Raw genomic sequence first — 26,018 nt, 5'->3', positions numbered from 1 at the left:
CAGACCGGCCGCGCCCTCGGCCCGGAAACGTCTGACCCACCGGTACGCCGTCTGCCGGGACACACCCAGCTCCGCGGCGATATGGGCGACCGGGCGGCCTGCGGCCACACGGTCAACGATCAGGAGTCTTCCATGAACTGTTAGACGGGCATTAACGTGGGACACGAGGACCTCCGAGCGCAAAGTGTGTGAACTAGACAGCTCCACTTAGCCCGGAGGTCCTCCTCGTTTTCAAGCCCTACATGTCAACAACGTCCCGGCGCAGTACACCTAGTGGGCGGCGGCCACGGCGCCCTCCCGGGCAACCGTCTTCGGGTCAGTGAGTTTCTTGTTCGGCAGGGCGAACGTGATCAGGAAGGCGATGCCGGTGAGCACGGCGGCCGTGAGCATGACGGCGTCGATCGACTGCGCGAAGCCCTCGGTGATGGGGCGCGTCAGCGTCGCGTTGGCGGTGTGCAGCCAGCTGGTGTCGTTGAGTGAATCGTTGGTGGCACCGTTTTTGAAGAACTCGTAGAGCTTGGCGTTGGCAGGGTCGGCGGCCACGGCCGGATCCTTGAGCACCTTGAGGTAGTCAGCATTCTGCGCGGCGTCCTTCATGCCCGTGGCGATCTTGTCGGCCGCGAGGCTGAAAAGCATCGAGATGAACACGGCCGTTCCAACGGCGCCGCCCATGGAGCGGAAGAACGCGGCGGAGGAAGTGCCCACGCCCATGTCCTTCGAGGGCACGGAGACCTGCATGGCCAGCGTCAGCGGCTGCATGCAGAAGCCCAGTCCCAGGCCGAAGAACACGGCGATGGCGCCGGGGACCCACAGCGGGGTGTCCACGCCGAGGGAGAGGCCCATGACGACGGCGGCCACCGTCAGCGTGGCGGTGCCAAGGATCGGGAAGATCCGGTAGGTGCCCGAGGCCGAGATGGTCCGGCCCGCGGTGATGGAGCCGGTGAGGATGCCCACGGTGAAGGTGATCATCATGAGGCCGGCCTCGGTGGGGGTCAGGCCCTTGACCAGCTGCAGGTACATGGGCAGCATCGCGATGGCGCCGAACATGCCGATGCCGATGATGAAGTTCAGCAGCGAGGACAGGCCGAAGGTGATGTTCTGGAACAGCCGGAGCGGGATCAGCGCGTAGTCGGCGGCGTGCCGTTCGGCCAGCAGGAACGCGATGATACCCACGACGCCGAGTGCGTAGCAGAGGTAGGAGTTCGCGGAGCTCCAGCCCCAGGTGCGGCCCTGTTCGGCCACGAGGAGGAGCGGCACAATGGCCAGGGTGATGGCCGCGGCGCCCCAGTAGTCGATCTTCTGCTTCACGTGCTTGGCGGGGAGGTGCAGGTACATGAACACCACCGTGAGGGCCGCGAGGCCGATCGGGATGTTGATCAGGAACACCCAGCGCCAGCCGTCGATCCCGAGGATGGTTTCGGTGCCCGCAAAGGCGCCGCCGATCACCGGGCCCAGGACGGAGGAGATGCCGAAGACCGACATGAAGTAGCCCTGGTACTTGGCCCGGTCCTTGAGCGGCACGATGTCGCCGATGATGGTCAGGGCGAGGGCCAGGAGGCCGCCGGCGCCCATGCCCTGGATGCCGCGGGCAATGGCGAGCTCGGTCATGGAGTGGACCGAGCCGGCGTAGAGCGAACCGGCGAGGAAGATCACGATGGCGATGAGGTACAGCGGGCGGCGCCCGAAAATGTCGCTGAGCTTGCCGTAGAGCGGCGTGCTCACCGTGGAGGTGATGAGGTAGGCGGTGGTGGCCCAGGCCTGCAAGGAGAGGCCGTCGAGGTCGTTGGCGATCGTGTAGATCGAGGTGGACACGATCGTCTGGTCCAGCGAAGACAGGAACATGCCGAGCATGAGTCCCACCATGACGGTGATGGTCTGACGGTGGGTCAGGACCTCTCCCGCGGCGCGCACGGAGGTGGTTTTGGACATGACTGCTCCAAGGTGAAGTGGGGGATTAAGCGGATAGTTGCTTTCAGTAACTATGTTACTGGCTGAATTGTTCCCGCCACTACCTCGGGGAGAAGAAAGTCCTTAGCGTTCGACCAGGATCCCGTCCGGATCGCACCAGATCATCACGCCGGGGCGGATGGCCACGCCGTCGATATCCAGGGGCACGTCGATTGCCCCGGCCCCGTCCTTGGCGCTCTTGCGCGGGTTGCTGCCGAGTGCCTTGACCCCGAGCGGCAACCCCGCGATGGCGAGCCGGTCCCGGATGGCACCGTTGATAACGACGCCGGCCCAGCCGTTCGCGACGGCGCTGGCCGCGATCATGTCCCCCATCAGCGCAGTGCGGAGGGAGCCGGCGCCGTCGACCACCAGGACGGAGCCGTGGCCGGGAGTGGCCAGCACGGACTTGACCAGCCCGTTGTCCTCAAAACAGCGGATGGTCCGGACCGGCCCGCTGAAGTGCGTGTGCCCGCCCAGGGACTGGAACTGCACCGACACGGATTCCAGCTCCCCGCCGCGCTCGTCGAAAAGGTCTGCAGTATTCATGGCGGAAGCGTTCACAGTGACTCCTTGCGTGTTAACCGGATGGCGTGGTTGGCAGCGTGTTTCATGACCGAGACTCGCACATTGCGCCCAGATCTGCCGAGTCCCGGTAGTCTGGCTGCGCACTGATACATATGCCTGATCATCAGTTCCAGGGGGAGCCATGAGCATGTCCGATACCACCGCGCCGGCGCTCGCCGAACCCGAACGCCGCGTCCGGCCTGTCTGGACGGCAGGGGTGGTGCTGGTCAACGTCGGCATCAACGCGGCATTCTTCGGCCCGCTCCAGGTGCTCCTCGGCCAACAGGCGGCCGCCTTCAGCGAACCGGACAAGGAAGCCATCCTCGCCCTCGTGACGGGTGCGGGTGCGGCCGTGTCCCTGGTCGCCAACCCCCTCTTCGGCGCCTTCAGTGACCGGACCACCGCACGGCGGGGCCGGCGGGTGCCCTGGGTGCTCTTCGGTGCCGTCCTGGGTGCCGCGGCCCTGATCGCGCTGGCGGGCGCCCCGGGCGTTGCCGCCATGACGCTGCTCTGGTGCCTCGTCCAGGCCGGCTGCAACGGCGCCTACGCGGCCATCACGGCGGCCATCCCGGACCGCGTGCCGGTACCCCAGCGCGGCACCGTCGGCGGCCTTGCCGCCATGGGCCAGACAGCGGGAATCCTGGCGGGGGCGGTGATCGCCGCCGCCGTCGCCGGAAACTTCGCCGCGGGGTACGTTGTCTGTGCGGTGGCGCTGCTCGCCGGCGTCGTGCTCTATTACTTCAAGAACGACGACGTTCCGCTGCCTGCGCAGGCCCGTCCGCCGTTCAGCCTGGGCGGCTTTGTGCGGGGCTTCTGGATTTCCCCGGCCCGCCATCCGGATTTTGCCTGGGCCTGGCTGACGCGGCTCCTGGTGAACATTGGCAACCATATGGTCACCCTCTACCTGCTGTTCTTCCTCAACGACGCCGTCCGGGTCCGCGAAACCCAGGGCATCGAGCCCGAGTTTGGCGTCCTGATCCTCACGGGCCTGTATGCGGTCATGGTGATCATCACCAGTGTGGTCGGCGGCCGGCTGAGCGACCGCCTGGGCCGCCGGAAGCCGCTGGTCATCATCTCGTCCGCCGTGATCGCCGCAGCCTCCCTCATTCTTGCGTTCGCACCCACCTGGCCGGGTGCGCTGATCGGCGCGTCCGTGCTCGGCATCGGCTTCGGCTGCTATCTGGCGGTGGACTTTGCCCTCATCACCCAGGTGCTGCCGAACGCCCTGAGCCGGGGCAAGGATCTTGGCGTCATCAACGTTGCCAACTCGCTGCCGCAAGTGCTCGCCCCGCTGATTGCGTACCCCTTTGTTGCCTTCTGGGGCGGCTATGTGGCGCTGTACGTGGCGGCCGCCGTGATTGGGCTTCTGGGGGCCGTGTTCGTGGTGAAGATCAAGGGCGTGGACTGAACCGCCCGCGTTCCGTGCAGGGGGCTTCGGCGCCCCGGTCTACTCGCCGGACGCCGGGAATCGTGGCGTATAGTGGACGGCAATTGCCGCGGCAGCGCGGTGGGCGGATCGCGCCCGGCTGCCGAGAAAAACGACCCCCGGAACGCTGCTGATGCCTGATTTTCACTCAGATCTTCCACCGATGGCCCCTCCACCCACTCTGCCCCGGCAGCGGCTCCGTTACGTGCGCATCCTTGATGTCGCCGCGGGCTTTGCCCGCAAGGGCCTGGACTCCGTGGTCCTGTCTGAGGTGGCGGCCAAGGCGGACGTGCCACTGGGGACGCTGTACCGCTACTTTCCGTCGGCCACCCAGCTGGTCCTGGCGCTGTACCGCAAGCAACTGGGCGAACTGCTCGCGGGGAGCTCGCCGGCGGCGGGCAAGGTTGCGGCCCAGGCCCTCGCGGGAGTGGTGATGGAGATCTTCCATATGCGCCTGATGCAGCCCGCCGTGGAGCAGTCCCTCAACCGGGCGGTCTACGTCAAGGACAACGACACCACACGGCTGCTGCGCGAGATCGACGCGACGGCCGAGAAGGCAGTGACGGCGGCGTGCGGCGATCCGGCCGTGGCCCGGGTCCTGCTGCTGACGGTTACGGGCCTGGTCCAGGCCGTCCGCTGCCGCCGGCTGTCCCTCTTCGAAGCGGAGGAGGACCTGAAGAAGGCCTGTTCGCTCCTGCAGCGGCCCCCGCAGGCCGCGTAACTGGTCTAGACCAGCGACCCGGAATATGCCCTCCCGCACGTGATCCGGGTCACATATTTCGGAGAAGAAACGTTTCACCACGGCAGGGTAGCGCTCCCGGCGGGCGTAACGGGCGTGAGGCTCTGTTTACGATTGCTGGACCGGAGCCGGCTGAGGCCGGCTAATCGGGGAAACACCGGCGACCGCCACCTCTGGTCGCCGCCGCCCCTGCCAGACCAACTTGAGCATCCTTGCTTGAGCTTCCATGAGCCGTGCGCCCACGGTGAGCCCCAGGAGACAACGACGTGTCCACTGAAACGATCATTCCCGCCGATTCCACCTCCCCGGCTGAGGCAGTAGCCGTGCTCAGCGACGAGGAGATCTTCGCATCCCACGAGGGCGGCAAGCTGTCGATTTCCAGCACCGTCCCGCTTGCCAGCAAGCGCGACCTCTCCATCGCGTACACGCCCGGTGTCGCCCAGGTCAGCCGCGCCATCCACGCCAACCCGGAGCTCGCCAAGACGCTCACGTGGGCCCAGCGCCTCGTCGTGGTGGTCAGCGACGGCACGGCCGTGCTGGGGCTGGGCAACATCGGCGCCAGCGCCTCGCTGCCCGTGATGGAGGGCAAGTCCGCACTGTTCAAGGCCTTCGGCGAACTCGACTCCATCCCGCTGGTCCTCAACACCACCGACGTCGACGAAATCATCGAGACACTTGTCCGGCTGCGCCCCAGCTTCGGCGCCGTCAACCTTGAGGACATCGCCGCGCCCCGCTGCTTCGAACTCGAGGAGAAACTCATCGAGGCCCTGGACTGCCCGGTCATGCACGATGACCAGCACGGCACCGCCGTCGTAGTCCTCGCCGCCCTGACCAACGCCGCCAAGGTGACCGGCCGGACCCTCGAGAGCCTGCGTGTGGTGGTCTCCGGCGCGGGGGCCGCCGGGATCGCGGTCGCCGAAATCCTGCTGACGGCGGGGATCGGCGACGTCGTCCTCCTGGACTCCCGCGGCACCATCAATAAGGACCGCGCGGACATCGCCGCCGATCCGGCCAGCAAGAAGGCCCAGCTCGCCGCCCGCAGCAACCCGCGTGGCGTGGCGGGCGGCCCGGGGGAGGCGCTGCTCGGCGCCGACGTGTTCGTCGGGGTCTCCTCTTCGAAGCTGGGCGAGGAGCACCTCAAGCTGATGAACCACAGCTCGATCGTGTTCGCCCTGTCGAACCCGGACCCGGAAGTCCTCCCGGAGGTCGCGAGCAAGTACGCGGCCGTCGTCGCCACCGGACGCAGCGACTTCCCGAACCAGATCAACAACGTCCTGGCCTTCCCCGGCATCTTCCGCGGCGCCCTCGACGCCGGTGCCCGCCGGATCACGCCGGCCATGAAGCTCGCCGCGGCCCGGGCCATCGCGGAACTGGCCGAGGATGACCTTTCCGCGGACTACATCGTGCCCAGCCCGCTGGATCCGCGCGTGGCCCCGGCTGTCTCCGCCGCAGTCGCCGCGGCGGTGGCCGCCGAGTAGCCGGACCGCGTCAGAAGGCATCCGAGACCGGACCACGACGGCGGCGCTTCCTTGAGGGGGAGCGCCGCCGCTGTCGTTTTTCGGGAAACAACCAGCCCTCGGCCAGGAATCCGGGAAATTCGAGTATTGACTACTCGGGTTGCAGGCCGCCGCGCCGTCCTACGCTGGGCCCAGCATTCCAGCCGCAGCGGCCCCAGGGCCTGCCGCGGGGGTCTGCCGGCTGGGCGGGGAATCGAAGTCTCACTTCACACCAGGCATCCGGAAGCTCCGGGTCGCGGCTGTGGACTTTCCGCGGCCCAAACCCCGGCGCCACGAGCAGTTCGCGGCGCCGGGACCGTTTCCGATTCGTGAGAAGGAGCAGGACATGAAGAAGTTGCTAGCGGCGGGGGCCATTGCGGGACTTGTTCTCTTGGGCGGGGGGTTGGCGCCGGCCAACGCAGCCCCGCCGGAGGGCCAGCTCTGCCCGGAATGGGACACCGGCAGAATAAACGTGGCCGACGGCATCAAGTCTCTGGAAATCACCGCCCCGGACGGTCTGGAGATCATCGCCGTCTGCGTCAAGGCCGGCTCTGCCAAGCAGGGCCTCGGCGCCCAGATCGACTACTTCTATTCCAGCCAGCTGTCCGTGACAATCTCGCACTACTCGGGCAAGGACATCTCGCACTACTCCGTCATGTACGGGGAGCCGTCCGGAAGTTAGGCGCCGGCATCTTCGGGCCCGGGGCCGTCAACGGCAGCCCCGGGCCCGGCCATAGACTGGGGCGATGAACCCCGAGTTTGTCGTGACAGTGCTCTGCGGCCTCGCCATCGTGGTGGGCGTTGCCGGGACCATCATTCCCGTTCTGCCCGGCAGCATCCTGATCGGTGCGAGCCTGCTTGCCTGGGCCCTGTGGGGCGGCGCCGGGACCACCGGTTGGGTGGTCTTCGGGATCGGGATGCTTTTCGTGCTGGCCGGCATGGCCGCCAGCACCGTCCTGACCGGCCGGAAGCTCAAGGAGCACAGCATCCCGAGCCGTTCAGTGGTGGTGGGCCTCGTGCTGGGCGTGGCCGGCATGTTTGTCATCCCCGTGGTGGGGCTCTTTGTCGGCTTCGCCGCCGGGCTCCTGCTCAGCGAGCTGCAGCGCACCCGCGTGTTCGGCACCGCGGTGGCCTCGAGCTGGGCGGCGCTGAAGGCCACGGGTCTGGGCATGATCGTGGAATTCGGCCTTGCGTGCCTCGCCGCGAGCACCTGGGTGATCGGCCTCTGGGTGGCGTCGGCCGCCTAGCAGCGGCCTGCCGGTGCCTACTACCATGGGGGAATGAGCGCCGGACTTGGCGAATCCGCCCCCCAAATTCCTGACGGCCGCATTTCCGCTGGCCAGCTTGCTGACGGCCAAAGTCCCGACGGCCAGCCCAGGCCGTACACGGACACCCGCGACCTGACGCCGTTCCGCAAGGTTGTGGTCCGGACCCCCGTCCGCGGCCTGGCCGGCACCGTGGGCGGCGCGGTGGCCGGACTCATGGCAGGCCGGGCCCCCGGGACGCTGGCCGCCGAAGGCGGGGTGCCCCGGCTGGGCAGGGTGGGGGGCCGGGCCTCCGCCAAGAGATTGAAAGCCGTGCACTCCGCCGTCTTCGGCAGCACCGATCCTGACCGCCTGATTGCCTTGGCCCGCTCCTACCCGGGCTGGGCCGGGGTGTGCTACCTGATGGCCGGGCTGCTGGCATATTCCCACGGCGGGCACCTGCGCGCGTCCGAACTCCTGCAGCACGGCCTGAGGCTGCGGAACGACGAGGACGCCAACCGCTACGCCGGCGAATACCTGGCCGGCGTGGTCACCAGGGTGGAGGTGGCCGAGCGGATTGAGGTTCCGGTGCTCTTCTCCGAGGAGGCCGTGTTCCTGGCGCTGTCCCATTCCCTGCGTGAGACCGGTCAGACGGAGGCGGCGCTGGCGGCGCTGGCCGGCCTGCCGCCGTCGTTGCCGCTCGCCCTGGCGCGCTGTTCGCTGGAGGCCGAGCTGGGACGCGACGTCGACGTGGTGGCAGAGACCGAGGGCCTGCTGAACGCGGACGATCTGTCCGCGGCGCTGCTGCTGGTGCGTGCCCGGTCGCTGCGCAGGCTCGGCGCCTACACCGCTTCCCGTTCGGCCCTGCAGGAAGTCCTGCGGCGCAGGAAGACTGACTTCACCCTCCGCAGCGACGCGCTGACGGACACCGCCCTGCTCCTCCTCGAGGCGGGCCGCAAAACCCTTGGCGGCCGGGACTGGCAGCGCCACAAACCGGCGCAGCTGGAGGCCGTGAAAGCCATCCGCAAAGACGCCGAGATGCACGAACTCTGGGACCGAGAATACGGGCGCGCTGACGACGACTGACATGCGTCCACGCCCGACTGCGGCCAAATCCACGTATCCACTACTCTTGCGGGCCTATGGGGCGGGGAGTACAAACGAGGCATGAGAGATGCGGTGGAGCGCTGGATGCAGCACTACATCACGGCGTGGACGACGAACGATCCGGAGGACATCCGGGCGCTGTTTACCGAGGACGCCATCTATGCGACCAGCCCCCAGGAAGCTGAACCGTGGCGGGGCCGGGACGATATCGTGGAGCACTGGCTTGCCGGGCGCGATGAGCCGGATGACTGGATGTTTGAGTGGAAGCTGCTGGGGGTCGACGGCGGCCGGGCGTTTGTGCAGGGCCTGACGACCTACCGCGGCAACAGCCGGAGCTATGACAACTTGTGGGTCATCCAATTGACCGCGGACGGCCGCGCGTCGTCCTTCACGGAGTGGTACATGCAGCGCAAGTAGCCCCGAGGCGAATTAGCGCCATCACCCGCGCGTCATGGCTGCGCTGACGGCGGGCGCGATCTGCTCGGCGAGCAGCAAGGCGCCCAGAGCCAGCATGATGATCCCGCTGGCCAGCGTCACTTGGCGCGCTGCGCCCGGCCTGGCCTGCAGCAGTTTCCGCGCCAGGAGTGCCACACAGCTGTAGATGACGCCCACGAGCAGGATGAAGGTCAGCCCGAGCAGACCCGACTGGACCGGAACCGGCCACGCGGCGTCGGGGCTGACGAACTGCGGGACCAGGGCCACGAAGAACAGCAGACCCTTGGGATTGATCCCGCTGATGCCCATGCCCTGGAGGAAAACCCGGAACTGGCTCGCGGGTGTGGCGGCACCGGGAGCAGCGGTGCCGGTGCTGAAGCTGGCCCCGCGCCAGGACCGCAGGGTGCTGAAGCCCAGCCACAGCAGATAGAGGGCGCCCGCCGCCGTCAGCCAGCCCAGCACGCCGGGCATCCCGGCCAGCAGTGCCGCCAGGCCCAGCACCAGCAGCGCCGTGTGGAGGGCGTAGCCCCCGCAGAGCCCGGCGACGGCGGGCGCGAAGCTGCGCTGCCTGAGCCCGGCCGCGATCGAATAGGCCCAGTCGACGCCGGGGGTGCAGGCCAGGGCGACGGCGACAACCAGGAAGGCGAGGAAAAGCTGGGGGTTCATGGCGGGCTCCAGTAGTGCGGCACCCCGTGGCGGGTACAAGAAAAACTCTAGGCAAATTCGGCTGGGAAGTGCTCGCTTATTTACTGGTGAATCACCGCTTTTGGGTAAGATAATTGCGTGATTGATGCAATTGACAGAAGTATTTTGCGTTACCTCAAATCGGACGGCCGGATGACTGCCACGGCCCTGGCGGCCAAGGTGGGGCTGACCGTTGCCCCGTGCCACCGCCGGCTGCGGGACCTGGAGGCCGCCGGGATCATCCGGGGCTACCGGGCGGACATTGATCCGGCCGCGGTGGGGCTCGGTTTCGAGGCGATCGTGTTCGTGACCCTGCGCCAGGTGGACCGTTCCACCATGGAGATCTTCGAAAGCCGGGTGGCCGGCAATCCCAACATCGTCGAGGCCCAGCGGCTCTTCGGGTCGCCGGACTACCTGCTCAAGGTCATCGCGGAGGACCTGCCCTCCTACCAGCGTTTCTATGACAGTGAACTGACCTCGCTGCCCGGCGTCGAGCGCCTGACGTCAACGCTGGTCATGAAGAACCTGAAGGCCAACGCCGGGCCGCCGGTCTAGACGCGGCCGCCTGCTCAGGCGCCGAGCAGTCCCGTGGTCCGGTAGGGAATGACCTCGCGCAGGAACATGCTCGTTGAGGTCCGGACGATTCCGGGACACAGCCGGATTTCCTCGGACACGCGGTAGAGATCGTCCGGGCTCTTGGCCACCACCCGGATCAGGAGATCGGTGTCGCCGGCGGGTGCGTGGCATTCGAGCACCTCCGGGATGTTGCGCAGGGCGGCGATCGCCTCGTTGAGGTGGCTCTGGTCCAGTTCCGCGCTGACCGCGGCCGCCACGCCGCGACCCAGGGCGGACGGCAGCACCCGGCTGCTGTTCGGCCGGAGCGCGCCCGACGCCGACATCCGCTCCAGGCGGGACTGGACGGTGCCGCGGGCCAGGCCCAGCTTCTGCGCCAGCACCATGACCGGCACGCGGGGATCTTCGTCCAGCGCGGCGAGGATCCGCCGGTCCGTCGCGTCGAGCTCCTGCAAAATGACCACTTCCTGTTCACGGTCCGGGCTGCGGTTGATCAGATTGACTACTCTGAGGCCAGCCCGTTGCACCAACTGTAGGGCTTCTGCTCAAATGGTGACAACAAGGGGACGAGGCCACCGCCACGATCCCGAAGGCTACGGACATCCCGGCACACCACCCGGACCCCGGACGAGGCTCCCGCAAGGAGCCAGCCGCTGACTGACTCTTGTTCACGCATCGTCATTCCGCACAACGCACTCGCGGCAAGAGCCCCTGAGCCACCGACGTCGGATTTCCCGAAGTCATCGGTAGCTGAGGGGCTCTTGTGCTGCTCCGCATAGGCTAGTCACATGACGTTAGCTGGCCGCTTCGCCCCCAGTCCCTCCGGCGAACTGCATGTGGGCAACCTCCGGACGGCCATCCTGGCGTGGCTGTTCGCCCGGTCCGGGGGGCGGCGGTTCCTGCTGCGGGTGGAGGACCTGGACCGTGCCCGGGCCGGCGCCGAGGCCGAGCAACTCCGCGACCTTGCGGCGATCGGCGTGAGCTGGGACGGCGGCGTCGTGCGCCAGACAGAGCGTGAGCACCTGTATAACGCGGCCATCGCGGAGCTGACGGCGGCCGGCCTGACCTATGAGTGCTTCTGTACCCGCCGGGAAATCCAGGAGGCCCCCTCCGCGCCGCACGCTCCGCTGGGCGCCTACCCGGGAACCTGCCGGAACCTCAGCGGCACCGAGCGCGAGGCCAAGCGGGCCGCCCGGCCGCCGGCCGTCCGGCTCCGCTCCACCGTGGCCGAGGTGACGGTCCGGGACGTGCTCCACGGCAGTTACACCGGGGTGGTCGACGACTTCGTGCTCCGGCGCAACGACGGCGTGACCGCCTACAACCTGGCCGTGGTGGTGGACGACGCCGCGCAGGGCATCGACCAGGTGGTCCGTGGCGATGACCTGCTGCCGTCCACGCCACGGCAGGCCTATTTGGCGTCGCTTCTCAATATGCCTGTTCCGGAATATGCGCATGTGCCGCTGGTACTGAACGCCGACGGCGCCAGGCTGGCCAAGCGCGACGGCGCCGTCACGCTCGCCGACCTGGCGTTCGCCGGCGTAGGCGTGGACCAGGTCCGGGATACTCTGCTGGATTCCCTCGGCCTCCCGCCGGGCCGCCTCAACGATGTCCTCACCGCCTTCGACCCGGCCGCTCTGCCCCGCGAGCCCTGGGTGTGGCCCGGGGTGCCGGGAGTGCACAAGGGGGCGCATCCGGGAACCGGCCTCCGGGCCGGGACGGACAGCCGCGGCGCGTAGGCTGGATTCATGACCGAGCCCGCACACCCCCAGCCCCGCTTCACTGTCGAGACAGCCAAGGTCCTGGCCGAGGTGGCCCACAACCGCCAGAAGGACAAGCTCAAGCGGCCATACCGGGAGCATGTGCTCGCCGTCGGGGACGCCTTGGCGGACTTCGACGACGACATCCGGATCGCCGGGTACCTCCACGATATCGCCGAGGACACCCCGATGACGCGCCAGGCACTCCTGGACATGGGGGTCTCCGAGCGTGCCGCGGACATCATCGAACGGGTCACGAAGCGCTTGCATGAGAACCCGGACGACTACCAGGCCGGCATCCGGTACATCGCCGAGGACCACGATGCCACGCTCGTGAAGATTGCCGACAACGCGCACAATTCGCTGCCCGAACGGGTCAAGGCGCTGGCCGAGAAGTGGCCGGACAAACCCCCGGTCACCCGCTACGACGATGCCCGCCCGGTGCTCTACGCCGCCGTTCCTGTCGAGGAAACCCGGAAAATCCTGGCCCGGATCAATCCCTGGCTGTTGAACGAACTCGACGACATGCTCGACGAGGCGGACGACACGGACTACGAGTTCCTTTCCTACGACGCCCCGGCAGCAGACGCGGCAGCAGACCCGGCAGCAGACGCTGAAGCTGGGCCGGGCGAGGCACCGGCCGGTGAAACCGGGTCCGCACGGGACTGAGCATGCGCGCCTACGTCCTCACCCGCTACGGCGGCCCGGACGCCATGGAACTCCGGGATGTTCCGGTTCCCCGGCCCGGCCCGGGTGACGTCCGGATCAAGGTCGCCGCGGCGGGGCTGAACCCGGTGGACTTTAAATTCCGCCAGGGCGCGCTCCGGCCGATCAGCCATGTCCGCCTGCCGATCGTTGCCGGCTGCGAACTCGCCGGGACGGTGGAAGCAATCGGACCCGGGCCCAACCGCTTTTCCATCGGCGACCGCGTCTACGCCCGGGTGGACAAGGCCAGGCTCGGAGCCTTCGCCGAGCTGGTGTGCGTGCAGCAGGAATTGGTGGCCGCCATCCCGGCGTCGCTGGGATTCGCCGGGGCCGCAGGACTGCCGCTGGCCGGGCTCACGGCGCTCCAGGCCCTCCGCGATGAACTTGCCGTGGGCCGCGGCTCCCGGCTCTTTATCTCCGGCGGCGCCGGCGGGGTGGGAACACTCGCCATCCAGATCGCCAAGTATCTCGGCGCCCAGGTCACCACCACGGCATCGGCCCGCGGCGAGGCGCTGGTGCGCCGGCTGGGGGCGGACACCGTCATCGACTACAACCGGGAGGACTTCTCCGCGGTACTGCACGGGTTCGATGCGGTCCTGGACCTGATCGGCGGCGTGACCCTCAGGGATTCCTTCCGCATTCTTAGGCCCGGCGGGAGGGTGGTATCCATTGCCGGCGTTCCCGAGCCGCTCACCGCGACGAAAGACCTGGGCTCGCCGCCGATGATCACCGCCGCGTTCTGGCTGATGAGCCTGGGCATCCGCCGCCGCGCCCGCAAGGCGAAAGCCAGCTACCGTTACCTGTTCATGCACCCCAGCGGGGATGATCGTCGTCACCCTGTAGCGGCTCCCGGCTGCCGGGCCCGCCACAGCAGGCCGATGTACACCAGGTCAAAGACGCTGCAGAGCGTCCCGACGCCCAGGATGAGGGGCGAGTTGCCGTACCAGCCCAGCGCGATCATAGGCGCGAGGGTGCCGATCCACTTGGCCACGGCGATCAGCAGGGTCTGGCCGCGGGTGCCACCCCGGGCGGCGAACATGGCGATGAACAACCCGGACATCAGCAGGTTCTGCAGGAACGCCGCGTAGCGGGCCGCGTCGTCCCAGCCGAACTGGACGACGAACAGCAGCTGGACCGCGAACGACGTGACGCCCAGCAGGAGCGCCCAGCCGATGAACAGCCGCCGCGTCACCCAGCCCGGCAGCTCGGAGCGGCCGAACTGCAGGAAGGTGTACACAATCACGACATCGGCCAGTCCCCACGCGATATTGAAGACGCCCTGGGCGGTGATTCCCGTCGCGATGGAGCGGGTGGCGTAGATGGCCTCCCAGGCGAAATTCAGGGCCAGCGCGGCGGCCGGGATCGCATAGCTCCGGTCCCTGAAGCCGATCCGGATGGCGTCGGCGTAGACCACGGTCCAGGCCAGGCCGCTCACGATTGTGAGAAACAGGATCACGCTGCCTCCACTAGGCAATGACTGCTCGGCTACACCTGCTTCCCCTATACCCGGCCCAGGGCGTCGATGTCCTCGAGGAAGTCCTGGTGCACCTCGTCGCTGACCGTGGTCCGGGTGTCGCGGATGGCATCGAGGTAGTCCTGGGTGGAGGGGCCCTTCCGGACAGCCGCGCGGGAGGCCGGATTGCCCCCGGACGCCGCGCCGCCGTCGCTGTCCATTCCGTAAACGGCGCTTTCCAGCGCCCGCTGGGAGGCGCTGCGGGCCGCGTATTCGATGTCCGCGGGGGAGAAGCCCTCGGTGCGGTCCACAAGGAGCTCGACGTCGACGTCGTCCACCACGGCAACGGGGATGAAGCGCTGCCACATGGCCTCGCGGGCCTGCCGGTCCGGCAGGCCGATCGGGATGACGTAATCGAACCGGCCGTGCCGCAGGAAGGCCGAATCCAGGGCGCGGATGAAGTTGGTGGCGCAGACCAGGAGCCGGCCGGGCTGTTCGCGGAAAGCGGGGATGATCTTCAAGAGCTCGTTCGTGACGCCCTGCAGGGGAGAGGGCGGTTCGCCCGAGCGCTGCGCGGCGATCTCCTCGACCTCGTCGATGAAGACCACCGCGTGCTCCAGTTCGGCGATTTCCAGGAACGTCTCGCGCAGCGCCCCGGCCAGTCCCTTCGGATCGGCGGCCAGCCGGGAGGGAAAGACCTCCACAAACGGCCATTCGAGCCGGGACGCGATCGCCTTGGCAAACGTCGTCTTGCCGGTACCGGGCGGGCCGAAGAGGACGACGGCCCGCGGCGGCACCACACCGTATTCATCCGCGAGGTCGGCCTCGGCGAGCGGAAGGACCAGCCGGCGCTCCAGGAGTTCCTTTTCGAGGCGCATGCCGGCAACGTTCTCCCACAGGTCACGGGCCAGGATGCGGCCGCCAAGCAGGCTCAGGGGTTCCAGTTCCTGGCGCTGGACCGGGATTTTCCGTTCGAAATAGCGCAGGTTCTTCTTCAGCGCGAAGCCGCGGCCCAGGAACGCCTCCACCCGGGTTTCGGATTCCGGCATCAGGGCCGAGAGCTTGTTGAGCCCGTGCGGTGCCATCCGGTTCTCGACCGCGGCCAGCAGCGAGGTGCCGATCCCGCGGCCCCGGAATTCGGGCAACGTGGCCAGGAAGACGATCCAGCCCTGGTCATGGGCCGCCCGTCCGACGGCGGCGCCCACCACCTGCTCACCCTGCACCGCGACGACGGCGTGGTCCTTCTCGCAGGAGGCCAGGACCTCCGAGAGCGCGTAGACGGGCTCGACATTTGATTCTTTGAGGGATTCCCAGAGATGCAGGATGCCGTCGAGGTCGGCCGAATGGAAATCCCTGATCCGCCAATTGGTCATGAGCTGTCTCCCGGGTGGTTCGTCGCTGAGCCATGTTGAGTCTGTCCGCTGAGCATATGCGAACCGCGTGCAGGTGAGGTTGCGGGGACGTTGCGTTACGCGGAGGCGGCGATTTCCAGGATGCGGTGCCGGCAGAGGCGCCAGCCGAGCATCAGGAGCGGAACGATGACCACCAGGGAGGCGATGGTCCACGTTCCCACGGGCGAGTCGAAGGCCATGAGGACCAGCACCGCCAGGAGGAAGGCCAGGGTGACCCAGCCCGTCACGGGCGCGCCCGGCATGCGGAACGCGGGCCGGAGCAGCTCCCCGCGGGCTGCGAGGCGGGCAAGTTGCATCTGGCACAGGACGATCATGGCCCAGGTGCTGATGATGCCCAGCGATGCGACATTCAGGACGATCTCGAAGGCTTCGGCCGGCACCACGGCGTTCAGGATCACGCCCAGGAGAGCCACACCGGCTGTCAGGGCGATGCCCCCGTAGGGAACACCGGACTTGTTCATCCGTGCCGCGAATTTCGGTGCAGAACCGGACATGGACATCGAACGCATGATCCGGCCGGTGGAGTAGAGGCCGGCGTTGAGCGAGGACAGCGCCGCGGTGAGGACCACCAGGTTCATGATGGCGTCCACGCCGTCGACCCCGATGGAGCCGAAGAATGTCACGAAGGGGCTTTCGCCGGCCTTGTAGGAGCTGTAGGGCAGCAGCAGGGAGAGCAGCACGAGCGAGCCGACGTAGAACACCGCGATGCGCACGATCACCGTGTTGATGGCCCGCGGCATGATCTTTTCGGGGTTTTCGGTCTCGCCGGCGGCGGTGCCGATCAGTTCGATCGAGGCGTAGGCGAACACGACGCCCTGCATCACTACGACGGCCGGCAGCAGGCCGTTGGGGAACATGCCGCCGTTGTCCGCGATGAGGCTGAAGCCGACCTCCTGGCCGGCCACGGGCGTGCCGAAGATGACGAAGTAAATGCCGACGAGCAGGAAGGACATGAGCGCCACGACCTTGATGAGCGCGAACCAGAATTCCAGCTCGCCGAACACCTTGACGCTGATCAGGTTTAGGCCCAGGACCAGGATCAGGGCGGCCAGCGCCCAGGCCCACTGCGGCACGTCCGCGATGGGCGCCCAGTACTTCTTGAAGAAGTTCATGTACAGCGCGACGGCGGTGATGTCCACGATCGCGGTCATGGCCCAGTTCAGCCAGTACAGCCAGCCGGTGACGAACGCGGCCTTCTCGCCGAAGAATTCGCGGGCGTAGGAGACGAACGAGCCGGACGAGGGCCGGTGCATCACGAGTTCGCCGAGCGCGCGCAGGATCATGAAGGCGAAGAACCCGCAGACGGCATAGCTGATGATCAGGGCCGGACCGGCGGTGGCGAGCCGGCCGCCGGCACCCATGAACAGGCCGGTGCCGATGGCGCCACCGATCGCGATCATCTGGACCTGCCGGGGTTTCAGGCCCTTGTGATAGCCCTGGTCCTCGGCGTGGAGCGCGGCCTCCGAGGCGTGGGCGTGCGCCGGAATGGTGTGGTCGGAAACGGCGGGTGGCTGCTGGGTCTGCTGTTGAGCGGGGAGATTTTGGGCGCGGGCAGTGTCAGGAGAAGTCATGGGGGTCCTTCGGGGTTCGGAGGTGCGCTACTTGCTCAGGTTGGCCAGGCGTTGCGGGCTGAGGAGCTCGGTGAGCTGCTCGTCGGTGAGCAGGCCGTGTTCGAGCACGAGTTCCGCGACGCCCTTGCCGGTGGCGAGGGCTTCCTGGGCGATGGCCGTGGCCGTGGCGTAGCCCAGCTGCGGATTCAGGGCGGTGACGAGGCCGATGGATTGTTCTACGGTGAGGCGAAGGTGTTCGGTGTTGGCGGTGATGCCCCGGACGCAGCGGGCCGTGAGGGTGCGGCACGCGGCTTCCAGGTGGGAGATGCTCTTGTGGAGGCTGTGGACGATGATGGGTTCGAAGGCGTTGAGCTGGAGCTGGCCGGCCTCGGCAGCCATGGTGATGGTGACGTCGTTGCCGATCACCTCGTAGGCCACCTGGCTGACCACTTCCGGGATGACCGGGTTGATCTTGCCGGGCATGATCGAGGAGCCGGACTGCACCGCGGGGAGGTTGATCTCGCCGAAGCCGGCGCGCGGGCCGGAGGAGAGCAGCCGGAGGTCGTTGCAGATCTTGGAGAGTTTCACAGCGACGCGCTTGAGCACGCCGGAGAGGTGCACGAAGGCGCCGACGTCCTGGGTGGCCTCGATCAGGTCCACGGCCGTGACGAGCGGCAGGCCCGTGATCTCGGCGAGGTGCCGGCAGGCGGTCTCGGCATACCCGGCGGGGGCGTTCAGGCCCGTGCCGATCGCGGTGGCGCCGAGGTTGATTTCGTGGATCAGCAGGTCGGCCTCGGCCAGGCGGAGCCGGTCCTCGCCGATCGTGACGGCGTAGGTGCCGAACTCCTGGCCGAGCGTCATGGGGACGGCGTCCTGGAGCTGGGTGCGGCCCATCTTGACCACGGTTCGGAACTCGAGGGCTTTGGCGGCGAAGGCGTCCTCGAGCTCGGTGAGGGCTTCCAGCAGTTCCCGGGCGGCGAAGATCGTGCCGAGTTTGACCGCGGTGGGGTAGACGTCGTTGGTTGACTGGCTGAGGTTGACGTGGTCGTTGGGGTGCAGCCGGGCGTAGTCGCCCTTCGGGTGCCCGAGGATTTCCAGGGCCCGGTTGGCGATGACCTCGTTGGCGTTCATGTTCGACGACGTCCCGGCACCGCCCTGGACGACGTCGACGACGAACTGCTCGCTGAGCTTGCCGTTCATGACCTCGGTGCAGGCTTCGCCGATGGCCGCGGCACGCTCGGCATCGAGCAGTCCGAGCTCGTGGTTGGTGCGTGCGGCGGCCAGTTTCACGGCGGCCAGCCCGCGGACCAGGTACATGTTGGAGGAGAGTGGCTGGCCGGTAATGGGGAAGTTCTCCACGGCCCGGAGGGTGTGGACGCCCCAGTAGGCGTCGGCGGGAACATCCCGGTCGCCCAGGAGGTCGTGTTCGGAGCGGAATTTTGTGCGTTCGTCGAGCGAGGTCATGGCGGTCCTTACAGGGCTTCGGGGGCGTCGGAGGTCTTGGGGGCAGCGAGAAAATCGGTGGCCTGCAGGAGCCCGACGGGCCGGCCGCCGCCCAGCACAGGGGTGGCGGCGAGGCGCGCCAAGGGTGAGGTGTCGACGTCGAGCGCGGCCAGGACCCGCACGGTGACGGGCATCCGGGCGCGGTCTCCGCCGTCGGAGACCTTCACGGCGACGGCGCGGCCGTCGGGGAGGCCTACGAGCTGGACGCCCTCGAAGCCGTCCTTGGCGAGCAGGCCGGGGACCAGGCGCATCAGCGCGGTGACGTCCCGGTCCTCGCCCGCAACCATCTCGGGGTGGCGGCGCATGGCGCGGCCGACGGCGGCTTCCGCTTCGCCGGATCCGGAAGCGGCAGCAGCGGCCAGGCGGCCGAAGGCGCGGGCCATGCCGCGCAGCGTGAGCGCGAAGAGCGGGGTGCCGCAGCCGTCAGTGGTGGTGCGCTGGGGGTCTTCACCGGTCAGGTCCGCCACGGTCCGGGCCACCAGCTGCTGCAGCGGGTGCGCCGGGTCCAGGTAGCCCTGGACCGGCCAGCCGTTGATGACGCAGGTGGCCGCCATGGCGGCATGCTTTCCGGAGCAGTTCTGGGTCAGTTGCGTGGCCTGGCCGCCGTCGCCGAGCCAGTCTTCGCGCTCGCGGGCGCCGTAGGGGAGATCGGTGCTGTTCTCCAGGTCCGCGGGTGTCAGGCCGTGCAGGTCCAGGATGCGCCGGGCACCGTCACGGTGGCTGGCTGCGCCGGAATGGCTGGCGGCGGCGAGGGCGAGGAGTTCGTCCGGGAGGTCCAGGCCGGCGCGGACCATGGCGACGGCCTGCAGGGGCTTCAGGGCTGACCGCGGGTAGAACGGGGCGAGAGGCTCCCCGGCACCGAGAAGGATCTGGCCGTCCGCTGCGGTGGCGATGACCGAGCCGTAGTGCACACTCTCGACCAGCCCGTCCCGGGTCTGCACCGCGAGCGGGACGTGCTGCGGCAGCCGCTCCGGGGCGAGCGGGGTCGGGGTGTTGGCGAGAGCAGGGGAAGTCATTGCGTCCTTTGGCAGTGGCGGTTGATGCGGTTGTGGTGGCTGGTCACTGTGTTGGTGCTGGCCTTGCTGGTGCTGACTGAATTGTTAATTGAATTCCTGACGGCACCATGCACCTGAGGTCAGGCGTTGAGGATCGAGTCGAGGGCAATGCCAACGGCGTGCAGATGCTGGCTCATGGCAATGCGCGCCGTCGCCGCGTCGCCGGCTTCGATCGCGGCCAGGATGCTCCGGTGCTCCTCGTCGGACGCGTGCTGGCGGTCCGCCACCATGTTCAGGGTCTCGGACTGGTGGGCGAGGGCGTCCCGGATGTCGGCGACGACGTTCTCGAAGACCTTGTTCCGGCTGGCCCGCGCGATCAGCGCGTGGAAGCTGGAATCCAGGCCCACCCACACTTCGGGGTCGTCCTCGCCGCTCATCGCGGCAACGATGTCGCGCAGCGTTGCCAGTTCCTCGGCCGAGCGGCGTTCTGCTGCCAGCCCGGCGGCAGGAACCTCGATATGGGGGCGTGCCTCCGTGAGGTCGCGGGCGGAGTACTGGCCCAGGACCAGGTCCTTGGCCACACGGTTGGCGACGACGAACGTGCCCCGCCCGGTCTTGGTGACCGTCAAGCCCAGGGCGGTGCAGGAGCGCAAGGCCTCGCGGACCACAGAGCGGCTGACGCCGTACTGCTGGGCAAGAGTGGCCTCGGAGCTCAGCTTGGAGCCGACGCCGAGCTTGCCGGATTCGATCTCGGTGCGGAGGACGTTGAAAACGGCTTCGGCGGCACTGAGGCGAGCCAATGGCTGTCCTGCTGTCCGGCTGTCTGACAGGTTCACGCCTTAAAATATGGCAGGGATCACACCGGGGTGTCAAGTATGACGGCGGCCCCGGGGTCCGGGGCCGCCGTCGCCGCTCGGCCCGGAGATCCGGCGGCGGCCTACTTGCGTGGGTTTGAGTCTGGTCTGCCGGCCGGGACTACTGGACCTTGGACGGGCGGGTGCGGACCAGCGCGGTGACGCCCGCGGCCAGTCCGATCAGCCCAGCGGCCAGCCCGATCCAGCCGGCGGCGGATCCGCCGTCACGGGACGTGCCCGCTGCCGGGGCCGCCGAGGGTGCGGTCGTCGTGGCTGCGGCGGGGACGGCTGCGCCGTGGGCGTCGGCGTCCTTGGCCGTGGTCACGAAGGAGGGTGCCGGGTGCTCGGGTTCGGCCTGGCCCTCGACCGTCTTCTCGTCCCACTTCACGACGGTTCCATCGGTGTAGGTCTGGGCCGTCGGCAGCGTCACCGTGGTTCCCGCGTCCGGCAGGACGCCGACGGACAGCGAGAAGGCCTGGTACTCGTCCGGTCCGATCTGGTGGGCCTCGTCAGCGGTCCAGACCACGGAACTCGGGGCCTTGGTGACTGTGGCGCCGGCGATCGTGATCGGCTTCGGCAGGTCGCTCGTGGTGATGACGGCCTTCCAGCCCTCGACGGGCTTCACCGACACCGAAGTGAACGGGGTGTCCGTGGGCAGCGTGACTTCGAGTTTGCTGGTCTTGGCCGACTCGGACTCGCTGGGGACATTGAACGTCAGGTGGCTGTAGCCGCCGGCGGCCGGATCATCGGTGTCGACGTGGACGTGGGCGGACGCGGCTGCTGCACCGGCGGCGAGCAGGCCCGCGGTCATTGTGGCGGCAGCGGCGGTCTTGAGGGTACGGCGAAGGGAGGGTTTCATGGCAAGGGTGCCTTTCACTAACGGATATCAGGTGGGGAGCCGTCGGGTTGTCCGTCCGGCGGTAGCAGCGGGTGGCCGCCTGCTGTCCCGTCCGTAGGTGAAAGGGATTAATGTCAGGCGGCGGGCGACAGCTCCGGAGGCCCGCGCCTGGTCGGCAGGCGGAGGCCAACCCGGGCTTGGGGGAGGACCAGGTTGACCGCGCGGGGGCCGGGGACGCGCAGGGGCGTGGCGGCGGAGGGCTGGGGCAGCTGCACGAGCGGGCGCAGCCAGGAAGCAAGCGCGGACAGGGCCCGCTCGCTGTGGGCGAGCAAAAGTGCCGTGCCGAGTGTCGCCACCGCGTGTGCGGCGAACATGGCACCGCCCATGTCGGCCGCCGAAGCCGCCATGGAAGGGTCGGGCATCGCCGGGGCAATGGCAGCCGCTGAATGGCCGGGGTGGCCGGGGTGGCCCTCCGCCATCCGGGCCTGGAGGGTCGCGGGGGCCCCTGGGGACAAGGTGCCGAAGGACCAGTGCAGCCACAGTTGCCCCACGCCGAGCAGGCCGGCCAGGGCCGGAAAGGACAGGCGGACGCGGGTCAGTACGGCCACGGGGATCATCGCCACGGCACACAATGCCGTCACGATCGCCGGCTCTGGCAGCCGTCCGCCGCCGGCCAGGTGGCCGCCGGCTGCCAGCGCCACGATGATGGATCCGATCAGGCCGGTGCGGAACAGTCGGAAGGAAGCGCGCGTCATCGTGTGCAGTCCTTTCCGGATTCCGTGGGGTCTGGTTGTCGCTTAAGTCCCTTAAATCCTACGGGCCATTGTGAACTGCCGCGCCCGCGCGCGGCTGAACCGCCCAGTCTGTAGCGGCTGGGCTGCGCCAGCCGGGCTGTGCCGGCGGGTGCCTTCGACCGCTGGCGGTTGCCCCTGACCGCCCTTGGCGCCGGTACGTACGTGCCGTTATAGCCCTGTTCAGGCGTCCTGGGCCGCCCTATACTGGAAATGCCTGCAAAGCGGCACGTTCGTACCGCAGGGTTCGTACGGCCAGAGTTCGGGCCAACAGCGTTCGAACCCACAGCGTTCGAACCCGCAGCGTTCGTTCGCACGAACGCCGGACCTCGGACGTAACTTGATCAACGGGAGGCTGCCATGGGGAACGCATTTCCGGGCGAACTCGCTGCCGAGGCCCGGGCCCGGCGCGGGTCGCTCCGCCTGAGCCAGCGTGAGCTGGCCGAACTGGCCGGAGTCTCAGAGCGCTTCGTCCGGTTCGTCGAACAGGGAAAACGCACGGTGCAGCTGGACTCCCTGCTGGCGCTCCTGGACACGCTGGGACTGGAACTCAGGGTCCAGACCCGGACCAGCGCCGCAGCCCGTGCCCTCGCCGGCCCGGTGGCCGGGCTGCGGGCCGACGGGGAACTGCAGGACGGGCCGGAAGCCCGGCCATGAGGCACCGCATCGCGGATATCTACAAGGCCGGCGTGCTGGCGGCCCGGCTGGAGCGGCACGACGGCGGCACCAGGTTCAGCTACCTGCCGGCCTATCTGGCGTCCGGGGGCCCCGCCGTCGCGAGCTCCCTGCCGCTGACTCCGGAACCCGTACTGTCCGCGGCGGGGGCAGCCCCGCCGTATTTCACCGGGCTTCTGCCGGAGGGCCGGCGGCTGAACGCGTTGCGCCGTTCCATCAAGACCAGCGTGGATGATGAGCTGTCCCTGCTCATCGCGGCCGGCGCCAACCCGGTGGGTGACGTGCAAATCGTCGGCCATGGCGAGAAGCTGGACCCGGACGAGCACGCCGTCGAGCTTGACCCCGCAACGCCCGTGGATTTTGAGGCCCTGCTGGGCGACTCCGGGCTGATCGACCCGGTGGCCCTGGCGGGGGTGCAGGACAAGCTGTCCGCTGGAATGATCTCCATGCCGGTGGCCAGCGCCGGCCGGCGCTACATCCTCAAACTCAACGCCCCCGAGTTTCCGCACGTCGTCGAAAACGAGTACGCGATGTTCCGGTACGCGGCGCGGCTGCGGATCCCGTTGAGCCGGGTCCAGCTGATCCGCGACGTCGCCGGGCGGCCCGGGCTTCTCGTGGAACGCTTCGACCGGGTGCCTGTTTCCGGTGGCACCGTATCCGGTGGGCCTGTCGCGGGCGTGTCGGGTCCCAAGGCGGCGGCCAGGTCGCCGCGGGCGGTGCAGCGGCTTGCCGTCGAGGACGGTGCGCAGGTGCTGGGCCTCTATCCTGCGGACAAGTACAACGTGGGCTACGGGCAGGTGTGCCATGCGCTTGCGGCGTATTGCGCGGCTCCGCTGCCCGCGGTGCGGAATTTGGCCCTCCAGGCGGCATTTGCGTGGCTGACGGGCAACGGCGACCTGCACGCGAAGAACGTTTCCATGGTGCAGCAGCCGGCCGGTGAGTGGTCTATCGCGCCGGTATACGACATCCCGTCCACGGTCGTCTACGGGGACAAGACACTCGCCCTGACCCTGGACGGCAAGCGCACAGGGATTTCCCGGAAGCACTTTCTGGGCTGGGCCGCGGGGATGGGGCTGACTGAACGTGCCGCCGTCCAGGTGCTGGAACTGGCGCTGAAGGCCTCGGATCCGCTGCTGACGGACCTCCAGGCGGGCACGGCATTCCGCTCCATGACCGACGACGGCGCCTCGCCGTTTTCAGCGATGGTCACCCGCGACTGGGTCAAGGAACTCAAGCACCGTCGCAGGCTGCTGGCCGGGTGATGCCGCCGGCGCAGGTTCGGTTTGCGCCGGATGCCGCTGACGGATGCCGCTGCGTGCAGCCTCAGAGGTGCTGGATGCCCGCCCGCTGCATGGCGTCCTTGTAGACCTCAACGTTCTTGGCGAGGAGCTCTTCCTGCTTGGCCGGAGATACCGCGAAGGCGCGGCCGCCAAGTGCGGTGGCCTTGTAGATCTTGACGCCGTGATTCTTCAGCGAGGAATGGTAGGTCTTCTCGAAAAGCGTCAGGAAGGAGTGGGCGTCCGCGCCGTGGGCAATAACGGCCGAGACGCGCTTGTTGATCTTCAGGAACTGGCGGAAGGGCCGCAGGCCGTCTGTCTTCTCCTGGACGTTCAGGGCCGAGGATGCCTCCGGATCGCGGATCCACGGGTAGGCGTTCCACGGCATCACATAGCGGGGGTCCAGCTCTGCGGCCTCGTAGATGGAGGTGGCGCGGCGGGCGGCTTCATCGTCGTTGAAGTGCGAGACAAAGCCCGATTCGGTGCCCTTGCCCGGGCTGATATGCAGGCTGACGATCCGGCATTCGTCCTCGTCATGGATGGGGTCGATGTACGGGACCACGGATCCAGGCTTCTTTTCCATGAGTTCGTCGCACAGCTGCGTCACCGCGGCGATGTTCGGCTCCTGCAGCAGGGTCTTCTTTTCGTCCCAGTCAATCGTCACGATTTCTCCCTCAGCACTTGGCGTCCAGAATCAGGCGGCTTCCTCCACTCTACGCTTTCGCGGCAGGGGGTGTTTCGGCCGGGGCCCATTCCGCCGGGCTGCGCGGGGGTTTGCCCAGAGTCAATGGCCCTCTGGTGACGGCCGTGAGGCGGGCGTAGGCTTAAAGCGCCTGCAGGTAACCATCTGATGACTCCGGGTTGTTCGGGACATGGAAGTGTCCGAGCCGTCTCTTAGCGAGATCGCGAAGGTACCTGCAGGCCTGACGCCCGCTACCGCCCCGGTGAGCGGGCGCTTTTCTTCGCTGCCGAACTGCTCGATGCGATGAAGCGTGGGGGGAGCCCCCGGGCAAGAGCCGCGAATCGAGCCGGTCGATTTGCAACGGGCAGCGGAGCCCGAAGCCAAGAAGGCCCGTTTATCGCATCCCGTAGTTGGTGAGCCGTGCGCCGGGGAGTTTCTGCGAAAGTAGCGTCATGGACTTCGATATGCAGACGCTCACCGCCGCTGGCTTTACCGGTTTCCGGTCGTTCGCGGAACTCGAGCTGAATGAGATCCCGCAGGCCCCCGGTATTTACGCCGTGCTGATGCCGGAGGGCTTTACACCCCGGTTTCTGGCGGGAAGCGCTGGAGGACACTTCAAGGGCAAGGATCCTTCTCTTCCTCAGGCCGCCTTGGCTGCCGAATGGGTTGCCGGGGCTGAGGTCCTCTACATCGGCAAGGCAGGCGCGGGGAAGACGGGTAAGCGCGGCCTTCGTAAGAGGATCCGGGAAATGTCTGACTTCGGACGCGGTGTTCCGGTGGGCCACTGGGGTGGCAGGCTGCTGTGGCAACTCGCAGATTCGCAGGCCTTGATGGTTGCTTGGAAGGAATTGCCCCCGGAACTAGTGAACGCAGCAGAAGCACGTTATCAGGAGGATTTTCGTGCGTTCCACGGCCGGCTGCCGTTCGCCAACCTTGCTCAGGCCCGCAACATAGCGCACTAAGCCAGACCAGCTTCAGGTGGTCGTTTCAGGCCGCTGCCGCGGCGCCAAGCCTGGCGTGCTTGGGCGCCATGGCGACGTACCGGAGTTTGCGCCGGTGGAGCGATGTGGCCGAAGGGCGAAGCGGTGTCCCCGGCAGGGGTGGCGCGGTGGAGTGGTAGGAGTGGCCGGTGGGGGTGGTGAGTTCGAGGGTGTGCCTGCTGCGCCTGCCGTTGCCGAGTTCGGCTGCAGGGCTGGGGCGGGCTTTCCAGCCGGGGGTTTCTTTGGTGTGGTTGCAGGCTTCGCAGAGTCCGGCGGCGTTGTCCGTGGTGGTCGGGCCGCCGGTGTGCCAGGGAATGATGTGGTCCAGGTG

Annotated in this window: 28 protein-coding genes and 1 pseudogene; 14 read left to right on the top strand and 15 right to left on the bottom strand. The window is 68.0% G+C overall.

The window, feature by feature from the left end; translation table 11 throughout:
• From B5X90_RS20130 to rraA, 3 genes are all read right to left on the bottom strand, one after another.
• The coding region (locus tag B5X90_RS20130) for a helix-turn-helix domain-containing protein (RefSeq protein WP_143264788.1) at positions 1 to 165 on the bottom strand (165 nt) is incomplete at its 3' end.
• 105 nt (positions 166 to 270) lie between these two features.
• The gene (locus B5X90_RS20125) at positions 271 to 1,929 is read right to left on the bottom strand and encodes an MDR family MFS transporter (protein WP_079555665.1); all 1,659 of its coding nucleotides are present in this window, start codon (positions 1,927 to 1,929) and stop codon (positions 271 to 273) included.
• A 102-nt stretch (positions 1,930 to 2,031) separates the two neighbouring features.
• Positions 2,032 to 2,493, bottom strand: a complete 462-nt coding sequence (gene rraA, locus B5X90_RS20120; RefSeq protein WP_079555670.1) for a ribonuclease E activity regulator RraA — start codon at positions 2,491 to 2,493, stop codon at positions 2,032 to 2,034.
• A 160-nt stretch (positions 2,494 to 2,653) separates the two neighbouring features.
• Here rraA and B5X90_RS20115 point away from each other — a divergent pair, with 160 nt between their 5' ends.
• The 7 genes from B5X90_RS20115 to B5X90_RS20085 all read left to right on the top strand — a co-directional run bounded on the left by B5X90_RS20115 (position 2,654) and on the right by B5X90_RS20085 (position 8,940).
• On the top strand, positions 2,654 to 3,919 hold the full coding sequence (locus tag B5X90_RS20115) for an MFS transporter (protein ID WP_079555664.1): 1,266 nt from the start codon (positions 2,654 to 2,656) through the stop codon (positions 3,917 to 3,919).
• Between the two features lie 181 nt (positions 3,920 to 4,100).
• Positions 4,101 to 4,658: a TetR/AcrR family transcriptional regulator gene (locus B5X90_RS20110; RefSeq protein WP_372702904.1), complete on the top strand. Its 558-nt coding sequence runs from the start codon at positions 4,101 to 4,103 to the stop codon at positions 4,656 to 4,658.
• Positions 4,659 to 4,960: 302 nt separating this feature from the next.
• Positions 4,961 to 6,154: an NAD(P)-dependent malic enzyme gene (locus B5X90_RS20105; RefSeq protein WP_079555669.1), complete on the top strand. Its 1,194-nt coding sequence runs from the start codon at positions 4,961 to 4,963 to the stop codon at positions 6,152 to 6,154.
• Positions 6,155 to 6,518: 364 nt separating this feature from the next.
• A complete protein-coding gene (locus B5X90_RS20100; protein WP_079555662.1) occupies positions 6,519 to 6,854 on the top strand; it encodes a hypothetical protein in 336 nt (111 codons plus the stop codon).
• 64 nt (positions 6,855 to 6,918) lie between these two features.
• Positions 6,919 to 7,419 carry a DUF456 domain-containing protein gene (locus B5X90_RS20095; RefSeq protein WP_079555661.1) on the top strand — a complete coding sequence of 167 codons (501 nt, stop codon included), beginning with the start codon at positions 6,919 to 6,921 and terminating at the stop codon, positions 7,417 to 7,419.
• Positions 7,420 to 7,452: 33 nt separating this feature from the next.
• Positions 7,453 to 8,502, top strand: coding sequence for a hypothetical protein (locus B5X90_RS20090; protein ID WP_256860359.1), 1,050 nt, complete (start codon positions 7,453 to 7,455; stop codon positions 8,500 to 8,502).
• A gap of 81 nt (positions 8,503 to 8,583) precedes the next feature.
• Positions 8,584 to 8,940, top strand: coding sequence for a nuclear transport factor 2 family protein (locus tag B5X90_RS20085; RefSeq protein WP_079555660.1), 357 nt, complete (start codon positions 8,584 to 8,586; stop codon positions 8,938 to 8,940).
• A 21-nt stretch (positions 8,941 to 8,961) separates the two neighbouring features.
• Here B5X90_RS20085 and B5X90_RS20080 read toward each other — a convergent pair whose 3' ends face one another.
• Complete coding sequence (locus B5X90_RS20080) at positions 8,962 to 9,624, bottom strand: LysE family translocator (protein WP_079555659.1); 663 nt, start codon at positions 9,622 to 9,624, stop codon at positions 8,962 to 8,964.
• A gap of 117 nt (positions 9,625 to 9,741) precedes the next feature.
• Between B5X90_RS20080 and B5X90_RS20075 the strand changes: the two genes are divergently transcribed.
• Positions 9,742 to 10,197, top strand: a complete 456-nt coding sequence (locus B5X90_RS20075; protein WP_079555658.1) for an Lrp/AsnC family transcriptional regulator — start codon at positions 9,742 to 9,744, stop codon at positions 10,195 to 10,197.
• A 14-nt stretch (positions 10,198 to 10,211) separates the two neighbouring features.
• Here B5X90_RS20075 and B5X90_RS20070 read toward each other — a convergent pair whose 3' ends face one another.
• The gene (locus tag B5X90_RS20070) at positions 10,212 to 10,670 is read right to left on the bottom strand and encodes an Lrp/AsnC family transcriptional regulator (protein WP_176803545.1); all 459 of its coding nucleotides are present in this window, start codon (positions 10,668 to 10,670) and stop codon (positions 10,212 to 10,214) included.
• A gap of 333 nt (positions 10,671 to 11,003) precedes the next feature.
• Here B5X90_RS20070 and gluQRS point away from each other — a divergent pair, with 333 nt between their 5' ends.
• The 3 genes and pseudogenes from gluQRS to B5X90_RS20055 all read left to right on the top strand — a co-directional run.
• A complete protein-coding gene (gene gluQRS / locus B5X90_RS20065; protein WP_079555657.1) occupies positions 11,004 to 11,951 on the top strand; it encodes a tRNA glutamyl-Q(34) synthetase GluQRS in 948 nt (315 codons plus the stop codon).
• Between the two features lie 9 nt (positions 11,952 to 11,960).
• Positions 11,961 to 12,641: an HD domain-containing protein gene (locus B5X90_RS20060; protein WP_079555656.1), complete on the top strand. Its 681-nt coding sequence runs from the start codon at positions 11,961 to 11,963 to the stop codon at positions 12,639 to 12,641.
• Positions 12,642 to 12,643: 2 nt separating this feature from the next.
• Positions 12,644 to 13,474 (top strand): annotated as a pseudogene (locus B5X90_RS20055) (NADP-dependent oxidoreductase); the annotation flags it as partial.
• A 35-nt stretch (positions 13,475 to 13,509) separates the two neighbouring features.
• Here B5X90_RS20055 and B5X90_RS20050 read toward each other — a convergent pair.
• The 8 genes from B5X90_RS20050 to B5X90_RS20015 form a co-directional block, all read right to left on the bottom strand.
• Positions 13,510 to 14,133 (bottom strand): transmembrane-type terpene cyclase, encoded by a 624-nt coding sequence (locus tag B5X90_RS20050; protein ID WP_079555655.1) that lies wholly within the window; start codon positions 14,131 to 14,133, stop codon positions 13,510 to 13,512.
• Positions 14,134 to 14,177: 44 nt separating this feature from the next.
• Entirely contained in the window at positions 14,178 to 15,503 is a 1,326-nt protein-coding gene (locus tag B5X90_RS20045; RefSeq protein WP_079555654.1) for an ATP-binding protein, read from the bottom strand.
• A 95-nt stretch (positions 15,504 to 15,598) separates the two neighbouring features.
• A complete protein-coding gene (locus tag B5X90_RS20040) occupies positions 15,599 to 17,113 on the bottom strand; it encodes an amino acid permease (protein ID WP_256860358.1) in 1,515 nt (504 codons plus the stop codon).
• A gap of 27 nt (positions 17,114 to 17,140) precedes the next feature.
• Positions 17,141 to 18,556 carry an aspartate ammonia-lyase gene (locus tag B5X90_RS20035; RefSeq protein ID WP_079555653.1) on the bottom strand — a complete coding sequence of 472 codons (1,416 nt, stop codon included), beginning with the start codon at positions 18,554 to 18,556 and terminating at the stop codon, positions 17,141 to 17,143.
• Positions 18,557 to 18,564: 8 nt separating this feature from the next.
• The gene (locus B5X90_RS20030; RefSeq protein WP_079555652.1) at positions 18,565 to 19,611 is read right to left on the bottom strand and encodes an asparaginase; all 1,047 of its coding nucleotides are present in this window, start codon (positions 19,609 to 19,611) and stop codon (positions 18,565 to 18,567) included.
• Positions 19,612 to 19,730: 119 nt separating this feature from the next.
• Positions 19,731 to 20,426, bottom strand: coding sequence for a FadR/GntR family transcriptional regulator (locus tag B5X90_RS20025; protein WP_079555651.1), 696 nt, complete (start codon positions 20,424 to 20,426; stop codon positions 19,731 to 19,733).
• Positions 20,427 to 20,565: 139 nt separating this feature from the next.
• Positions 20,566 to 21,303, bottom strand: coding sequence for a YcnI family copper-binding membrane protein (locus B5X90_RS20020; RefSeq protein ID WP_079555650.1), 738 nt, complete (start codon positions 21,301 to 21,303; stop codon positions 20,566 to 20,568).
• Between the two features lie 113 nt (positions 21,304 to 21,416).
• A complete protein-coding gene (locus B5X90_RS20015; protein ID WP_079555649.1) occupies positions 21,417 to 22,037 on the bottom strand; it encodes a hypothetical protein in 621 nt (206 codons plus the stop codon).
• Positions 22,038 to 22,433: 396 nt separating this feature from the next.
• Here B5X90_RS20015 and B5X90_RS20010 point away from each other — a divergent pair, with 396 nt between their 5' ends.
• Positions 22,434 to 22,730: a type II toxin-antitoxin system Y4mF family antitoxin gene (locus B5X90_RS20010; RefSeq protein ID WP_079555648.1), complete on the top strand. Its 297-nt coding sequence runs from the start codon at positions 22,434 to 22,436 to the stop codon at positions 22,728 to 22,730.
• Positions 22,727 to 24,010 carry a type II toxin-antitoxin system HipA family toxin gene (locus B5X90_RS20005; RefSeq protein WP_079555647.1) on the top strand — a complete coding sequence of 428 codons (1,284 nt, stop codon included), beginning with the start codon at positions 22,727 to 22,729 and terminating at the stop codon, positions 24,008 to 24,010. The genes B5X90_RS20010 and B5X90_RS20005 overlap by 4 nt, the downstream gene beginning before the upstream one ends.
• Positions 24,011 to 24,071: 61 nt before the next feature.
• On the opposite strand, the gene B5X90_RS20000 is transcribed toward B5X90_RS20005, so the two are convergent.
• A complete protein-coding gene (locus B5X90_RS20000) occupies positions 24,072 to 24,689 on the bottom strand; it encodes a uracil-DNA glycosylase (protein WP_028276890.1) in 618 nt (205 codons plus the stop codon).
• Positions 24,690 to 25,159: 470 nt separating this feature from the next.
• Between B5X90_RS20000 and B5X90_RS19995 the strand changes: the two genes are divergently transcribed.
• Positions 25,160 to 25,669 carry a hypothetical protein gene (locus tag B5X90_RS19995; RefSeq protein ID WP_079555646.1) on the top strand — a complete coding sequence of 170 codons (510 nt, stop codon included), beginning with the start codon at positions 25,160 to 25,162 and terminating at the stop codon, positions 25,667 to 25,669.
• Positions 25,670 to 25,694: 25 nt separating this feature from the next.
• Here B5X90_RS19995 and B5X90_RS19990 read toward each other — a convergent pair.
• Positions 25,695 to 26,018 (bottom strand): HNH endonuclease (locus tag B5X90_RS19990; RefSeq protein WP_143264844.1); only part of this gene is annotated, 324 nt, incomplete at its 5' end.

It is taken from the genome of Arthrobacter sp. 49Tsu3.1M3 (assembly GCF_900168135.1).
Classification (GTDB): Bacteria; Actinomycetota; Actinomycetes; order Actinomycetales; family Micrococcaceae; genus Arthrobacter.
This window is presented reverse-complemented; position numbering and strand designations above follow the sequence as displayed.

Bases quoted from the DNA above. Each gene is read 5' to 3' on its own strand.
- B5X90_RS20125 (WP_079555665.1), bottom strand. From the start codon at position 1,929: ATGTCCAAAACCACCTCCGTGCGCGCCGCGGGAGAGGTCCTGACCCAC.
- rraA (WP_079555670.1), bottom strand. From the start codon at position 2,493: ATGAATACTGCAGACCTTTTCGACGAGCGCGGCGGGGAGCTGGAATCC.
- B5X90_RS20115 (WP_079555664.1), top strand. From the start codon at position 2,654: ATGAGCATGTCCGATACCACCGCGCCGGCGCTCGCCGAACCCGAACGC.
- B5X90_RS20110 (WP_372702904.1), top strand. From the start codon at position 4,101: ATGGCCCCTCCACCCACTCTGCCCCGGCAGCGGCTCCGTTACGTGCGC.
- B5X90_RS20100 (WP_079555662.1), top strand. From the start codon at position 6,519: ATGAAGAAGTTGCTAGCGGCGGGGGCCATTGCGGGACTTGTTCTCTTG.
- B5X90_RS20095 (WP_079555661.1), top strand. From the start codon at position 6,919: ATGAACCCCGAGTTTGTCGTGACAGTGCTCTGCGGCCTCGCCATCGTG.
- B5X90_RS20090 (WP_256860359.1), top strand. From the start codon at position 7,453: ATGAGCGCCGGACTTGGCGAATCCGCCCCCCAAATTCCTGACGGCCGC.
- B5X90_RS20085 (WP_079555660.1), top strand. From the start codon at position 8,584: ATGAGAGATGCGGTGGAGCGCTGGATGCAGCACTACATCACGGCGTGG.
- B5X90_RS20080 (WP_079555659.1), bottom strand. From the start codon at position 9,624: ATGAACCCCCAGCTTTTCCTCGCCTTCCTGGTTGTCGCCGTCGCCCTG.
- gluQRS (WP_079555657.1), top strand. From the start codon at position 11,004: ATGACGTTAGCTGGCCGCTTCGCCCCCAGTCCCTCCGGCGAACTGCAT.
- B5X90_RS20060 (WP_079555656.1), top strand. From the start codon at position 11,961: ATGACCGAGCCCGCACACCCCCAGCCCCGCTTCACTGTCGAGACAGCC.
- B5X90_RS20045 (WP_079555654.1), bottom strand. From the start codon at position 15,503: ATGACCAATTGGCGGATCAGGGATTTCCATTCGGCCGACCTCGACGGC.
- B5X90_RS20040 (WP_256860358.1), bottom strand. From the start codon at position 17,113: ATGACTTCTCCTGACACTGCCCGCGCCCAAAATCTCCCCGCTCAACAG.
- B5X90_RS20035 (WP_079555653.1), bottom strand. From the start codon at position 18,556: ATGACCTCGCTCGACGAACGCACAAAATTCCGCTCCGAACACGACCTC.
- B5X90_RS20030 (WP_079555652.1), bottom strand. From the start codon at position 19,611: ATGACTTCCCCTGCTCTCGCCAACACCCCGACCCCGCTCGCCCCGGAG.
- B5X90_RS20020 (WP_079555650.1), bottom strand. From the start codon at position 21,303: ATGAAACCCTCCCTTCGCCGTACCCTCAAGACCGCCGCTGCCGCCACA.
- B5X90_RS20015 (WP_079555649.1), bottom strand. From the start codon at position 22,037: ATGACGCGCGCTTCCTTCCGACTGTTCCGCACCGGCCTGATCGGATCC.
- B5X90_RS20010 (WP_079555648.1), top strand. From the start codon at position 22,434: ATGGGGAACGCATTTCCGGGCGAACTCGCTGCCGAGGCCCGGGCCCGG.
- B5X90_RS20005 (WP_079555647.1), top strand. From the start codon at position 22,727: ATGAGGCACCGCATCGCGGATATCTACAAGGCCGGCGTGCTGGCGGCC.
- B5X90_RS19995 (WP_079555646.1), top strand. From the start codon at position 25,160: ATGGACTTCGATATGCAGACGCTCACCGCCGCTGGCTTTACCGGTTTC.